We start from the raw sequence: 14,334 nt of genomic DNA on the forward strand, positions 1-14,334 counted from the left end.
ATTTTAACTTTTGAATTAATTAAACTATGAATAAAAAACTAAAACTTTGGGACGCAACCATGTTGGTGATGGGGTCTATGATTGGAAGTGGGATTTTTATTGTCTCCGCAGATATTATGAGAAATCTCGGTTCTGGATATTGGCTCATCGCAGTTTGGGTAATTACAGGAATTATGACGGTGGCAGCAGCTCTCAGTTATGGCGAACTTTCTGCGATGTTTCCAAAAGCGGGCGGACAATACACTTATATCACCGAAATTTTCGGAAAAAAGTTGGGATTTTTGTACGGTTGGGGAATGTTTACCGTAATTCAAACCGGAACAATTGCTGCTGTTGCGGTAGCTTTTGGTAAATTTTCGGCATATCTTTTTCCTGCCCTCAATGATGCGGCGCCAATTTTTCAAAGTGGTGAATTTAAAATTACTTGGATTCAAATACTTGGTATTGCGGTGATTTTATTGCTTACTTACATTAATACTAGAGGTGTAGAAAGTGGAAAATTATTGCAAAATTTATTCACTGGGTCTAAAATTATAGCACTTTTCGGACTGATTTTTTTAGGATTTATTCTGGTTAAAGATTCATTTTTGAGTGATAATTTAAGTTTCGGATGGGATGCTTTTAATAATATTGCTAAAGATGCCAAAGGTAATTTTCTTCAATTAGGTTGGAAAGAAATCTCTGGAGCTACCGTTTTTGGCGGAATTGCAGCAGCAATGGTTGGTTCGGTTTTTAGTTCTGTAGCTTGGGAAAACGTAACTTTTGTTTCTGGAGAAATAGAAAATCCACAAAAAAATGTGGTAAAAGCAATGGTTTTGGGAACCATTTCTGTGATGGTTTTATATTTATTGGTGAATTTTGTTTATCTGAATGCTCTTGACAGAGATTCTATTGCTTTTGCAGCAAATGATAGAGTAGCAGTTGCTGCTTCGGAAAAAATGTTTGGAAGTGTGGGAACGATTATTATGGCAGTTTTGGTGATGATTTCCACTTTTGGTTGTGTGAACGGAATTGTTTTGGCAGGAGCTAGAGTTTTTCAAACGATGGCAAAAGACGGACTTTTCTTAAAATCTGCTATTGAAAACAACAAAAATGGCGTTCCCGAAAAATCTCTTTGGATGCAAGGAATTTGGGCTTCTCTTCTCGCTTTGAGCGGACAATACGGCGATTTATTAGATATGATTTCTTTTGTAATTGTCTTATTTTACATGATTACCGTTTTTGGCGTAATCTACATGAGAATTAAAAAACCAGACGTAGAAAGAAGTTACAAAACGTGGTTGTATCCTGTTACACCCATTATTTATCTGTTGATTGGAACAGCTTTTTGTGTGCTTTTATTTATTTACAAACCGAATTACACTTGGCCAGGATTACTACTTATTTTAATTGGTTTACCAGTGTATTACGTGATTAATAAAAGGAATTCTGATTAGAAAATAAAGAAATTATTGAAAAGAGTCGGGCTTTTGTCCGACTTTTTTATTGGGGAATTTCATTTGGTTCAAGCTGTTTTTTTGCTTTTGGAATCACATCTTCAAAATATTTTGGTAAAAACTTTCACGATTTAGTAAAAAAACATACAAAAATATAAATGAAAAAATTTTTGCACGTATTTTTTATAATTTGAGGGTATTCATTCAATTTTGCAGTTTTAGGTTTAGACTTTTTATTTTCGTATGTATTCTTTTCCTATAATTTTCTTTAGGTTGCTGAAAGTTTCAGCATCGTTTAAATTCTGCCAATGCTTTTCAAATGTTGGTTTGAAACGATTGAAATTATTATCTATTTCTTTGTAAATAATAATCCTGTCTTTGTCGCAAATAGCAAATATTGTTGCTCTCATCATTCTCGCATATGATAAGGCTTGGTTATATGATTTCATTCTTTCTATACTAGAGCTCATGTCATATTTTGCTTCTATCACTAATGGAGCATTTTGAAAATGAATTTCTCCTTTTGGGAAAAAGACAAAATCTGGAATTGCTTTTTCTTTTCTTCCTGCCTTTTGTGATAATTGACGAGTCCAATCATTTTCTGAATATTCTAATTTTGAAAGTAAAGGTATTAGTAAAAATTCTTCTACATCTTTTTCATTTTTAATATTCAATTCAATTTCAAGATTAGGATTATAAAGTTGAGGAAGACATGAAGTATTAAATCCCTTTGATATTAAGATGCGCTGTAGTTCCATATAATCTTTTGCGGAAAATTTGACTCCATTTACACCTTGAAAATTTTTACGAACAATTGGTAAATTTTTGAAATATTCATCATTTCTTAATTCATTAATTGTTATTTCAGGTATAATTACTCCATTTGTTACTTTCGTTCTGCTATTGTAATAATTGAAAGGTGTAAAAACTCCATCAGTATTTGCTCTCCAAATTGATTGAATACAGCTATAAGGAGATAAAACATACATAACTATTATGTCTCCTCGTTTTGTTTTTTCATTACAAGTCCAAACAGATTGAGCATTTTCAGATGGATTTTTTAAAAAAGTTTCATAATCAGACTTGCTTCCACCAGTTAACCAAATATTTGTTGGTTCAGGTAAATCAGAAATATTTTCCAAGTCTTCTGCAAGTAACATTTTAGCAAAATCATAAATGCAAGCGCAGGTTTCAGCTGGTGTTAATTCATTTGTTTTGGCAAAATTGATAATATTTTCGCAGAGATTATTATAAAACATTAACCTTCCTCTTTTATCAATTGTAGTTGGTAATTGTGGAAATTCAATGTTTAACACATCTAATAAATTCATTAATTTATCAAATCTTTCAGAAAAAAGAATTGGTAAAAATGATTCAGGATATTGGAAATATAGAAATAAGGAAATTTCAGTAGTTATAGAACACAAACTTTTATAGTCTTTTTGTTTTATAAATGGTTTCTCACTTAGAACTTTAAATAAGTCTCCAGATTCATTTTCTTCGATTACTGCAATTTCAAAATTGTCAATAAACCTCTCAAAAAAAGAATTTATTTTTTCATTTTCTTTTAAAGACAATTGACTAACAGAAATATTTTCATAAACGCTAAACAGGGTATTTATGAAATCTTCTTTTTCCGAAATATCTCCCATGAATTCACTACAAAAATCATAAATTTTTGTAGTTTTATCAAATAAATCATCATCTTCATTAAAATTAAAAATCTCTATTGCATTTTGACCTCTTTCAGAGTCCTTGTAAAGGCTCCAAATATTTCTATTCATAATCAGTTTTTAGTATTAGTTTTAATAAGTTTGAACGTCAAACAAATATACACAACCAACAACAATTTTCTCAAAAAAAATCCCGAAATTAGCTCAAAATTTCTTTCATGTCGCATTCTCACGATCACAGTCATAGTCACGTTCCAGCATTGGATTTAAACTCTAAAAAACTAAGAAACGCTTTTTACATTGGGATTTTCCTTAATTCAGCTTTTGTGATTATAGAAGCAGGAGTTGGTTGGTCTCAGAATTCATTGGCTTTGCTTTCGGATGCGGGGCATAATCTTAGCGATGTGATAAGTTTGGTTTTATCTTTAATTGCCTTTAAGTTAATGTATTCAAAAGCTACACAATCATATACTTACGGATATAAAAAAGTAACGGTTTTGGTGGCTTTGTTCAATGCTTTACTTCTTTTTGCAGCAGTAGGCGGAATTATCTACGAAGCAATTTTTAGATTTTATAATCCTCAACCTTTACAAGGAAAAACAATGGCAATTGTAGCGTTTGTTGGTATTATTATCAATTCTCTTACTGCTTACTTTTTTATGAAAGACAAAGATGCAGATTTAAACGTGAAAGGTGCTTATCTTCACATGGCAGCAGATGCTTTGGTGAGTTTGGGAGTTGTAATTGCAGGTGTGGTGATTATTTTTACCAATTGGTTTTGGCTAGATGCAGTAATGAGTATTGTAATTGCTTTGGTAATTCTCTATGGAACTTGGAGTTTGTTTACCCAAAGTTTGAAATTGGCTCTTGATGGAGTTCCGGAAGGAGTAGATTTCAATAAATTGAAAGAAGAAATTTTAGGAATTGACGGTGTAAAAGATTTTAAACATTTACATATTTGGGCTTTAAGTACCACTGAAAATGCTCTTACGGCACATCTTCAAGTCGAAAAAAGTCTTTCTCTTGATGAGATTGAAACGTTGAAAGATAAAGTAAAACACGAACTTGAACATTTTAACGTTCAGCATATTACATTAGAAATTTATTTTAACGATAGAGAATTCAAAGAAGAGGAAATGCTGTAAAAGTTATAAATTATAAGTTTTGATTTAATCATAAAAAACTCCTGTTCAGATTCTGAACAGGAGTTTTGTTTTTATAGTTTATGAATTTTACAGATTTTTAATCTCAGAAATTAAGTCTTGCAAAACTTTCTTTGCATCTCCGAAAAGCATTGAGGTTTTTGGTCTATAGAACAATTCGTTTTCAATTCCTGCGTAACCAGGTTTCATGCTTCGTTTGTTTACGATAACATTTTTTGCCAATTCAACTTCCAAGATTGGCATTCCGTAGATAGGAGAAGATGTGCTTTCTTTTGCTGCCGGATTTACTACATCATTTGCACCTAAAATCAACACCACATCAGCCGTTGAAAACTCTTCGTTGGCTTGTTCCATTTCCATTAATTTTTCGTAAGGAACATCGGTTTCAGCTAAGAGTACATTCATGTGTCCGGGCATTCTACCAGCAACGGGATGTATCGCGTAGAAAACATCTACACCTTTGCTTTCTAATAATTTTTCTAATTCGTGACAAGAGTGTTGAGCTTGTGCAACAGCCAATCCGTAACCTGGTACAATCATTACTTTGTTGGCATAAGTCATTAAAACAGCGGTGTCACTCAATGTAACTTCTTTTACTGTTCCTCCGCTTGAAGAAGTTGCGCCTTCCGTTTTTTTATTTCCACCAAAAGAACCAATCAATACATTCAATAAAGAGCGATTCATGGCATTACACATCAAAATGGTTAATAAAGTTCCTGCTGCGCCCACTAAAATTCCTCCGGTTAACATTACTTTGTTGTCATACAAAAATCCTCCACAAGCTGCTGCAACTCCTGTAAATGAATTTAACAAAGAAATTACAACGGGCATATCTGCGCCGCCAATCGGGAATACAAAAAGTAATCCGTAAAGTAGTGATAATATGAAAATTATAAAAAATAAGTTTGAATTTTCTGGAGAGAAATTCAATACTAAAAATATTGATAATCCCAGAATTGCAAGTAAAATTCCGATGTTGACGAATTGTTGTCCCAGAAAAGAGAAATCTTTCTTAATATTTCCGTTCAATTTTCCCCAAGCAATCATGCTTCCGGAAAATGATACAGAACCAATTATTAATCCTAAAAGAATAATTGAAAGCATTCCTAAATTTACAGAACTTTCTGAATTGTGAACCAAATGATTGAATTCAACTAAAGAAATAAGAGCTGCACAAGCGCCACCCATTCCGTTGAAAATACTTACCATTTGTGGCATTGCCGTCATTTTTACTTTTTTGGCTGCGAAAGATCCAATTATTGTTCCGATGAAAATTCCTCCAAAAATCCAAGCATAATTTCCTAATTTTTTGCCTTCATCGTCCTGATAAAGAAAAATTGTTCCTAATATAGCGATGGTCATTCCGGCTGCTGCAATTAAGTTTCCTTTTCTTGCAGTTTTGGGATTCGAAAGCATTTTTAGTCCTAGAATAAAGGTAATAGAACCTATTAAGTAGAGTATTGTAAGTAATTCCATGATTTTGACTTTATTGATTGATGCTGGATGCTGGGAGTGGGATGTAATTTTGAAACACCCATCATCAAGCATCATACATCCTGCATATTATTTTTTCTTTTTACTAAACATTTCTAGCATTCGGTCTGTTACCACAAAGCCTCCAACTACGTTTAATGTTCCTAAAATCACTCCCAAAAAACCTAAAATTAATGCCAGATAATTGTCTGGTTCGGCTTTTCCCATTACAATAATAGCTCCAATTATTACCACACCGTGAATGGCGTTTGCACCACTCATTAATGGTGTGTGTAAAACACTTGGTACGTGTCCTATCACTTCAATTCCTACAAAAATCATCAAAATTACAATGTAAATAATTTGTTGATATTGAGAAATCCACTCTATAATATTCATAAAAATTAAATTTAATTATTCATTGAAGGAGAGAGTATAGATTTTACTCTGTCGTTAGTAATTTCGCCGTTGTGTGTAATGCAAGCGCCTTTTACCAAATCGTCTTCCCAATTTAGATTGAGATTTGCGTCTTTATCAATAATAAGTTGAAGAAAATTGGTAATATTTTTTCCGTACAATTTACTTGCGTCTGAAGGCATTGTAGATTGTAAAGAAGAATTTCCTATAATAGAAACACCGTTATGATTTACGGTTTCATTGTTTTTAGTAAATGGAGTATTTCCACCTGTAGAAGCTGCTAAATCTATAATTACAGAACCGTTTTTCATAGAATTGAGCATTTCTTCTGTTATCAATATTGGTGCTTTTCTCCCAGGAATCTGTGCCGTAGTGATAATAATGTCAGATTTTGCAACACTTTCAGCGATACGTTGTTGTTGCTTTTGTTTGTACTCTTCGGTTTGTTCTACGGCATAACCACCGGCTGTGCTTGCGTCTGCAGCGCCTTCTACTTCTACAAATTTAGCTCCAAGGCTCATTACTTCTTCTTTTACAGCAGGTCTTGTATCAAAAACTTCTACTACAGCTCCTAACCTTTTTGCGGTAGCAATTGCTTGTAAACCAGCTACTCCGGCACCTAAAATAAGAACTTTGGCAGGAGCAATACTTCCCGCAGCCGTCATAAACATCGGGAAATATTTTCCGTAAGAATTGGCGGCCAATAAAACGGCTTTGTAACCTGCAATATTAGCTTGAGAGCTCAAAACATCCATTGCTTGAGCTCTGGTAGTTCTTGGGAGCATATCTAAAGAAAAAGTAGTAATTTTTCTTTCAATAGATTTTATAATATTTTCTCCGTTTGAAAGAGGTTGATAAACGCCCAATAAAATTTTAGAATTTATTTTTGAGAAATCTTCATCAGAAATAGGGTTTATAGAAAGTAAAATTTCTGCTTGTGCTAGAACTTCGTTTCTGGATTTTATTTCGGCACCAGCTTTTTCGTATTCTTGGTTGCTGTTGAATGCTTTTTTTCCAGCGTCTGATTCTACAATTACAGAATTTCCTTTTTTGATGAGTGCAGCCACAGATTCGGCAAGAATTGAAACTCTGGTTTCAAAATTCGGTTCTTTTAAAACACCAATAATCATTTCTTTATATTTTTAATGATACTCAAATTTATGGTAACATTCTGATATAAAAAATATGATTTTGATTATGTTTTAAGGCTCTTTATTTTTGGTTTTTGAATAAAAGTATTTTTAAATTGAAAATAATATAATTCTAGTTGCATAAATTTTAATGTAACTATTTACGATAAGTAAAATGAAATTTAAATACTAAAATCTGATTTGATATTGCAATAGTAATAAGTTAGAACTGTATTGTGTGCTGTTTGCAACATCTTTGTTATAGTCTGAAATTACACCAACTAAAGAAATTTTAGATGTATAATCTTCTCCCATTACATAGCTTAACATTGGAGTGTAAAATCTTCCTACATTCCCGTTTTTGTTTACATCTTCTAGATATTCGTATCGGCAAGTAAATTCAATGAAACTTTTATTACTTTCATTAATTGCTCTGGAAATAAATGGAATAATATAAAAACCTGTCATTTTATAATCTGAAACGTCTTTTCCTGCGAGAGTAGCAGCGCTGAAAGCATAAATATTAGTTCCGTATTTGAATTCTGTATTAAAACCGGCTTTCCAAAGTTTAGAAAGATTAGCGTTGTACGAAATATCTGCTCCAAACATACTTGCATTTTGATTATCAATTTTTGTAAGTGCTTTGTTTACGCCTAATTGTAATTTAGGCAAAAGGTCGTATTCTAATCTTAAAGCGTGGTTTTTAGCATCGTCGTTATCTTGCACTTGGTTTTTACCATTTCCGTTATAGAAAGTATAATAATATCTTAATGGAATTTTTTTCTTGCTCAAAGAACCAGAAACAGCAGCACCAATTTGGAAACTTTCCCAGTTGCTTTTTCCTAAAAGAGAGTATTGATTAGACCAAGCATAAGATTTCATTATTTCTGCAGGATACATATCTTCCAAACCAAAATAAGGTCTAAATTGTCCTACTTGTACATTAAAATAAGTACTTGGAGTCCATTTTAAAGCAGCAATTTCTAAAACTTTGTTTTTTGGGTCGTTTTTGAAATCAGCAAAGTTTACTAAAATCTGTGCAGAAAGTTTATCATTAATAGCGAATTTTCCGTTTACTCTGAAATACACCAAGTAAAAACCATTGTCTGAAGCTGTAGGATTGTGCTTCCCGTTCATATCAACATCTTTGGTAAGAGAATTGGCATAATCGCCCACCAATAATGCACCAATAGTTGCTTTTTTGTTGAAAATTTTAAATTCTTTTGGTTTGGGAGCTTCAGATTTTAAGGAATCTTTTTTTTCTTGTGCGTTTGCTACTGAAACAGAATTCAATGCAATGAAACTAAATAATAAAGGTTTCCACATATTTTTCATACCTACATTTTTTACACTTGCAAAGGTACTCAAGTCTCTATTTTAAACGCTTTTGATAAGGTATGAATAAAATCATTTTCTTGTAAATTTTATTTATTCTCTATAATAATCCGAAGAGGTAATAAAGAGTTTTTTCGTCTTAATAATCATGATTTCAATTAAAAATTGGTCAATAATCGTTATCTTTACGCAAAATTTTTTTCTATGAATATTGATTGGCAAACCGTAAAAGAATACGAAGATATTACCTATAAAAAATGCAATGGCGTTGCCAGAATTGCAATTAACAGACCCGAAGTAAGAAATGCTTTTCGTCCAAAAACTACTTCAGAATTATACGACGCATTTTACCACGTTTCAGAAGACCCTTCTGTAGGGGTAGTTTTGTTAACAGGTGAAGGACCAAGCCCTAAAGATGGCGGACATGCTTTCTGTAGTGGTGGAGACCAAAAAGCACGTGGACAAAAAGGGTACGTAGGAGAAGACGGAAGACATAGACTTAATATTTTAGAAGTTCAACGTCTTATCAGATTTATGCCAAAAGTGGTGATTGCTATGGTAAACGGTTGGGCTGTTGGTGGTGGGCATTCGCTTCACGTGGTTTGCGATTTAACTTTGGCGAGCGAAGAGCACGCGATTTTCAAACAAACTGATGCTGATGTTACCAGTTTTGACGGTGGTTATGGTTCTGCTTATTTAGCTAAAATGGTGGGGCAGAAAAAAGCCAGAGAAATTTTCTTTTTAGGAAGAAATTATTCGGCTAAAGAAGCGGCAGATATGGGAATGGTAAATGCAGTAATTCCTCATGCAGAGTTAGAAGAAACTTCTTACCAATGGGCGCAAGAAATTTTGGCAAAATCTCCAATGTCTATCAGAATGCTGAAATTTGCAATGAATCTTACAGACGACGGAATGGTTGGCCAACAAGTTTTTGCGGGAGAAGCTACCAGATTGGCTTATATGACGGAAGAAGCTAAAGAAGGAAGAAACGCATTTTTAGAAAAACGTAAACCAGATTTCGGAGAAAATCAGTGGATTTCTTAACTTGGTTGATGGTTGTTTGTTGATAGTTGACAGTCTTATGAAATTATTTACCAACAACCAACAACTGATAACTAACAACTAAAATGATTGATTGGATAAAAGCAGCTAGGCTGCGTACTTTACCGCTTTCTGTAAGCGGAATTATTATGGGCTCTTTCATCGCAAGATGGAAACTCTTAGAACAAGGAAAAACTTGGGATTGGACTATTTTTGCTTTGGCACTTTTGGTAACTTTGTTGTATCAGGTTTTATCAAATTTTGCTAACGATTACGGAGATGGCGTAAAAGGAACCGACCAAAATAGAATAGGAGAGGCAGAGCAACGTGCTGTAGCTTCTGGTAAAATTACTGCCCAGCAAATGCGAAATGCTGTTATTTTGTTTTCTGTTTTGTCTTTAGTTGCAACTTTGGGATTGCTTTACAAAGCATTTTTTCCAAATTTTATTAATGAATTTTATACTTTTATTGGTTTAGGTGTTGCTTGTATTTTGGCGGCAATAGGCTATACTGTTGGCAAAAAACCTTATGGCTATCTAGGTTTAGGAGATATAATGGTTTTTATATTTTTCGGGTTGGTGTCTGTATGCGGAAGTTATTTTCTTTTTACAAAATCTTTTGATTGGGATATTCTTTTGCCAGCTTCTGCCATAGGATTGCTAAGCGCAGGTGTGCTAAACCTCAACAATATGAGAGATATAGAAAACGACGAAAAATCTGGTAAAAAAACTTTAGCATTAAGATTAGGTTTCAAAAATGCGATGATTTATGAAATGGTAATTCTAATGTTGCCACCAATTTTGGTTTTAATTTATATGATGATAAATCATTTGCAAGAACAAGGGAAATATTATGCGTTTATCTTTTTTGTAACCATATTTCCATTAACTTCTTTAAGGAGAAAAATAATTGCCGTAAAAGAGCCAAAAGAACTAGACCCGTTTTTGAAACAAGTAGGCATTATAACGCTTTTGATGAGTGTTTTGGTAGCCGTTGGTTTGAATTATTTCAACTAATTTTATTTGAAATAACATTTAGATTAAACTAAAAGCAATTGAATTTTATTTAAAACAAGGTTGATTGTAATCTCCTGCAGTTGCATTTCATTTAAAACAGGGTTGTTTGTAATCTCCTGCAGTTGCATTTCATTTAAAACAGGGTTGTTTGTAATCTCCTGCAGTTGCATTTTATTTAAAACAAGGCTGTTTGTAATCTCCTGCAATTGCATTTCATTTAAAACAAGGTTGATTATAATCTGGCGAATAATACAACAAAAAAAGAGAAGCAATATTGCTTCTCTTTTTTAATAATCTGAGTTTGATTAATTTAATAATCCATAAACCTGACGAGCAATTTCTAGCTCTTCATTGGTTGGAACTACTAATATTTTGGTATTGGAATTGTCTCTGTGGATGGCTCTTATTTCTTTAGATCTAAGGCTGTTTTTCTCTTCATCTATTTCAATTCCGAAGAATTCCATGTCTTTACAAACAAGGTTTCTAAGGTAAGCAGAATTTTCTCCAACTCCCGCAGTGAAAACAATTGCATCTAATCCTCCCATTGCAGCGGTGTAAGCCCCAATGAATTTTCTAATTCTGTATGCATTCATTGCAAGGGCAAGTAGGCAATCTTTGTTTCCTTCTTCAGCTAATCTTTCAATATCTCTTAAATCGCTATAACCGGTAAGTCCTAGCATTCCGCTTTTCTTTTGAAGTAAATCACTAATTTCTTTTACAGAAAAACCAAGGTCATTTAAATAAAATACTACAGAATGGTCTATATCTCCACTTCTTGTACCCATTATTAATCCGTTTGCAGGACTGAATCCCATGGAGTGGTCTATACTTTTGCCGTCTTTTACAGCAGTGATGCTACAGCCATTACCAAGGTGAATGGTGATGATTTTAGATTCTTTAACTCCTAAAAACTCAATTGCTCTTTCTGATACAAATTTGTGACTTGTACCGTGGAAACCGTATTGTCTGATGTGATATTTCTCTGCAATGTCATTAGGAATTGCATATTTGTGAGCTACTTCTGGGATGGTTTGAAAGAAAGCGGTATCAAAAACTGCGATATGTTCTGCATCAGAAAAAATTTCTTCTGCTACATTAATACCTTGTAAGTGTGCAGGATTGTGAAGAGGAGCAAGTAAGAATAAATCTTTAATTTTTTCTTTTACTTTTTCGGTGATTTTCATTGGGTCCGAAAATCTTTCTCCGTGTACTACTCTGTGTCCTACAGCTGCTATTTCGGAAGTATCTTTAATTACTCCAATTTTTGGGTCAATTAATAGTTCAGATATTTTTTTTAATCCTGCTTCGTGATTGTCTATATCTAAAACTTCTTGAACTTTAGTATTTTGGGTTTCGTAAACTAGATTAGAACTTCCCAATCCAATTCTATCTACCAAACCAGAGCAAATTACCTTTTGGTCTGGCATAGCAAGCATTTGGAATTTAATAGAAGAACTTCCTGTATTGATGATAATAATATTCATATAAATTATAATTTTTGAGCTTGAATTGCAGTAATAATTACTGTATTAATAATGTCGTCTATGGTGCAACCTCTACTAAGGTCGTTTACAGGTTTGTTAAGACCTTGTAACATTGGGCCTATTGCTACAGCACCAGTTTCTCTTTGTACAGCTTTGTAAGTATTGTTACCTGTGTTAAGGTCTGGGAAGATTAATACACTAGCTTGCCCAGCAACTTCAGAGTTTGGTAATTTGCTTTTTCCTACGGTCATATCTACAGCTGCATCATATTGAATTGGACCTTCAATTTTTAAATCAGGACGTTTTTGACGAACAATTTCAGTGGCATTTCTCACTTTATCTACATCGTCACCTTTGCCAGAGTTACCAGAAGAGTAAGATAGCATTGCAATTTTTGGCTCGATACCGAAAGCAACACTAGAGTCTGCAGAAGAAATTGCAATTTCTGCCAATTGTTCTGCTGTAGGATTTGGATTGATGGCACAATCTCCGAAAATAGAAACTCTGTTTTCTAAACACATAAAGAAGATTGAAGAAACGATTTTGCATTCGGGTCTTGTTTTTACAAATTGTAAAGCTGGTAAAATGGTGTGTTGTGTAGTATGTGCAGCGCCAGAAACCATACCATCTGCATGACCTTTGTAAACCATCATTGTACCATAATAAGAAACGTCTTCCATTAAATCTTGTGCCATTGCAAGCGTTACGTTTTTCTGTTTTCTAAGCTCGTAATAAGTCTCAGAATAGCTTTGGTAATTAGGAGATTCGTGTGGAGATACAATATTAAGTTTAGAATAATCGATGTGAATATTAAGCTCCGTAGCTCTTTTTTCGATTTCTTTTTTCGAACCAATTACAGTAAGATCTACTACGTCCATTTCTTGCAATCTGGAAATTGCAATCAGAATTCTATCGTCATTACCTTCTGGTAAAACAATGTGTTTTCTTTCTTTTTTAGCTTGTTTCAATAAGTTGTATTGGAACATACGCGGTGTAATACCATCTACTTCGAAGGTTACTAATTTCTCTGAAAGTTCTTCTAGATTTACATATTTTTGGAAAACTTGGATAGAAGTTTCAATTTTTTGAATGTTATCTGCGTAGATTTTAGATTTTATCGCTCCAATTCTGTTGGCAATTAAATAAGTTCCATCTTCTACAGAAGCTACAGGAACAATATCTGAAGAACCTTCTATCAATTTCATAATAGTATCTTCAGGAACGATTCCTCCTGTTAAAATAATTCCAGAAACAGAAGGGTAGTTGGCAGATTGATTGGCTAATAATGCACCAAGGATAATATCTGCACGGTCTCCCGGAGTGATTACCAAACCTTTTTCGGTGATGTGTTGAAGATAATTTCTAAGTTGCATTGCTCCAACGCTGAAACTCTCAACAGGGTTATTTACGTTTTTTTCTCCGAAAAGTAATTTTCCATCTAATTCTTTTACAATTTCCATGAAAGTAGGGCTGTCTAAACCTTTTACTACAGGAATTTCGAATTTAAGAATATCTTCTGAGAACGTATTTTTAAGTTTTATATTGATTAAATCTTTGTCTTCGGCAAGTACTTTATTGGCGATAATAGAGATAACTTCTACGTCTTTTTCTTTGAAGGTATTATAGGTAAGATTAAGTGTATCTACCAATTCTTCAATGCTTTTGTTCTCTCCAGAACCTACAATTGTTACTGGGATACCAAGATTTTTAGCAATTAATACATTTATATCTAATTCAATAGCTGTTCCTTCGCCAGAGAAGCTGGTTCCTTCTACCAATACAAAATCAAACTTATCTTCTAGAGCTTTGTATTTTTCTATGATGAGGTCTATAACCGAATCTATATTACCGCTGTTTTTCTCTTTTATCAACTTACTTTTTGTAATGGCATAAGCGTCTTCGTAAGGAATATTAAGCTTAAAATAATCTATAACCGTTTGTATGTGGCTGTCTATTTTGTCGTCTTCGGTATCTTCTATAATCGGACGAAAATAGCCCACTTTAGTTGCTTTACCAATCAACATACTCATCATACCGAGTGTAACGGTAGATTTTCCACTGTGAGGTTCGTTTGTGGTGATATAAATTGCTTTACTCATTGGATAATTTTTACTTTTTGTATTGTCTTTTTAAAGAATTAATGGAGGCAATACTTTTAATTGTTTC

General features: G+C 33.3%; 12 protein-coding genes. 4 read left to right on the forward strand and 8 right to left on the reverse strand.

From position 1 onward, the window contains the following. Positions 1 to 26 precede the first annotated feature (26 nt). Positions 27 to 1,436, forward strand: a complete 1,410-nt coding sequence (locus QM746_RS09640; protein ID WP_414984027.1) for an APC family permease — start codon at positions 27 to 29, stop codon at positions 1,434 to 1,436. A 233-nt stretch (positions 1,437 to 1,669) separates the two neighbouring features. On the opposite strand, the gene QM746_RS09645 is transcribed toward QM746_RS09640, so the two are convergent. After that, a complete protein-coding gene (locus tag QM746_RS09645) occupies positions 1,670 to 3,220 on the reverse strand; it encodes a hypothetical protein (protein WP_414984028.1) in 1,551 nt (516 codons plus the stop codon). Positions 3,221 to 3,327: 107 nt separating this feature from the next. Between QM746_RS09645 and QM746_RS09650 the strand changes: the two genes are divergently transcribed. Next, positions 3,328 to 4,254, forward strand: coding sequence for a cation diffusion facilitator family transporter (locus QM746_RS09650; protein ID WP_414984029.1), 927 nt, complete (start codon positions 3,328 to 3,330; stop codon positions 4,252 to 4,254). Positions 4,255 to 4,341: 87 nt separating this feature from the next. Here the strand turns inward: QM746_RS09650 and QM746_RS09655 are convergent, their stop codons facing one another. The 4 genes from QM746_RS09655 to QM746_RS09670 all read right to left on the reverse strand — a co-directional run bounded on the left by QM746_RS09655 (position 4,342) and on the right by QM746_RS09670 (position 8,627). Continuing rightward, the gene (locus QM746_RS09655) at positions 4,342 to 5,748 is read right to left on the reverse strand and encodes an NAD(P)(+) transhydrogenase (Re/Si-specific) subunit beta (protein WP_414984030.1); all 1,407 of its coding nucleotides are present in this window, start codon (positions 5,746 to 5,748) and stop codon (positions 4,342 to 4,344) included. 87 nt (positions 5,749 to 5,835) lie between these two features. Then, entirely contained in the window at positions 5,836 to 6,144 is a 309-nt protein-coding gene (locus QM746_RS09660; RefSeq protein WP_213189056.1) for an NAD(P) transhydrogenase subunit alpha, read from the reverse strand. A gap of 11 nt (positions 6,145 to 6,155) precedes the next feature. Further along, entirely contained in the window at positions 6,156 to 7,292 is a 1,137-nt protein-coding gene (locus QM746_RS09665; RefSeq protein WP_414984031.1) for a Re/Si-specific NAD(P)(+) transhydrogenase subunit alpha, read from the reverse strand. 189 nt (positions 7,293 to 7,481) lie between these two features. Continuing rightward, positions 7,482 to 8,627 (reverse strand): porin, encoded by a 1,146-nt coding sequence (locus tag QM746_RS09670; RefSeq protein ID WP_414984032.1) that lies wholly within the window; start codon positions 8,625 to 8,627, stop codon positions 7,482 to 7,484. Positions 8,628 to 8,831: 204 nt separating this feature from the next. Between QM746_RS09670 and QM746_RS09675 the strand changes: the two genes are divergently transcribed. After that, positions 8,832 to 9,671: a 1,4-dihydroxy-2-naphthoyl-CoA synthase gene (locus tag QM746_RS09675; protein WP_414984033.1), complete on the forward strand. Its 840-nt coding sequence runs from the start codon at positions 8,832 to 8,834 to the stop codon at positions 9,669 to 9,671. Between the two features lie 83 nt (positions 9,672 to 9,754). After that, a complete protein-coding gene (menA, locus tag QM746_RS09680; RefSeq protein ID WP_414984034.1) occupies positions 9,755 to 10,684 on the forward strand; it encodes a 1,4-dihydroxy-2-naphthoate octaprenyltransferase in 930 nt (309 codons plus the stop codon). A 23-nt stretch (positions 10,685 to 10,707) separates the two neighbouring features. On the opposite strand, the gene QM746_RS09685 is transcribed toward menA, so the two are convergent. The 3 genes from QM746_RS09685 to pta all read right to left on the reverse strand — a co-directional run bounded on the left by QM746_RS09685 (position 10,708) and on the right by pta (position 14,267). Then, positions 10,708 to 10,896 (reverse strand): hypothetical protein, encoded by a 189-nt coding sequence (locus QM746_RS09685; RefSeq protein WP_414984035.1) that lies wholly within the window; start codon positions 10,894 to 10,896, stop codon positions 10,708 to 10,710. 93 nt (positions 10,897 to 10,989) lie between these two features. Beyond that, a complete protein-coding gene (locus QM746_RS09690; RefSeq protein ID WP_374363831.1) occupies positions 10,990 to 12,168 on the reverse strand; it encodes an acetate/propionate family kinase in 1,179 nt (392 codons plus the stop codon). A 5-nt stretch (positions 12,169 to 12,173) separates the two neighbouring features. Continuing rightward, positions 12,174 to 14,267, reverse strand: a complete 2,094-nt coding sequence (gene pta, locus QM746_RS09695; protein WP_374363832.1) for a phosphate acetyltransferase — start codon at positions 14,265 to 14,267, stop codon at positions 12,174 to 12,176. Positions 14,268 to 14,334: the final 67 nt, after the last annotated feature.

Origin of the sequence: Cloacibacterium sp. (genome assembly GCF_047601505.1) — a bacterium.
Lineage (GTDB): Bacteria > Bacteroidota > Bacteroidia > Flavobacteriales > Weeksellaceae > Cloacibacterium.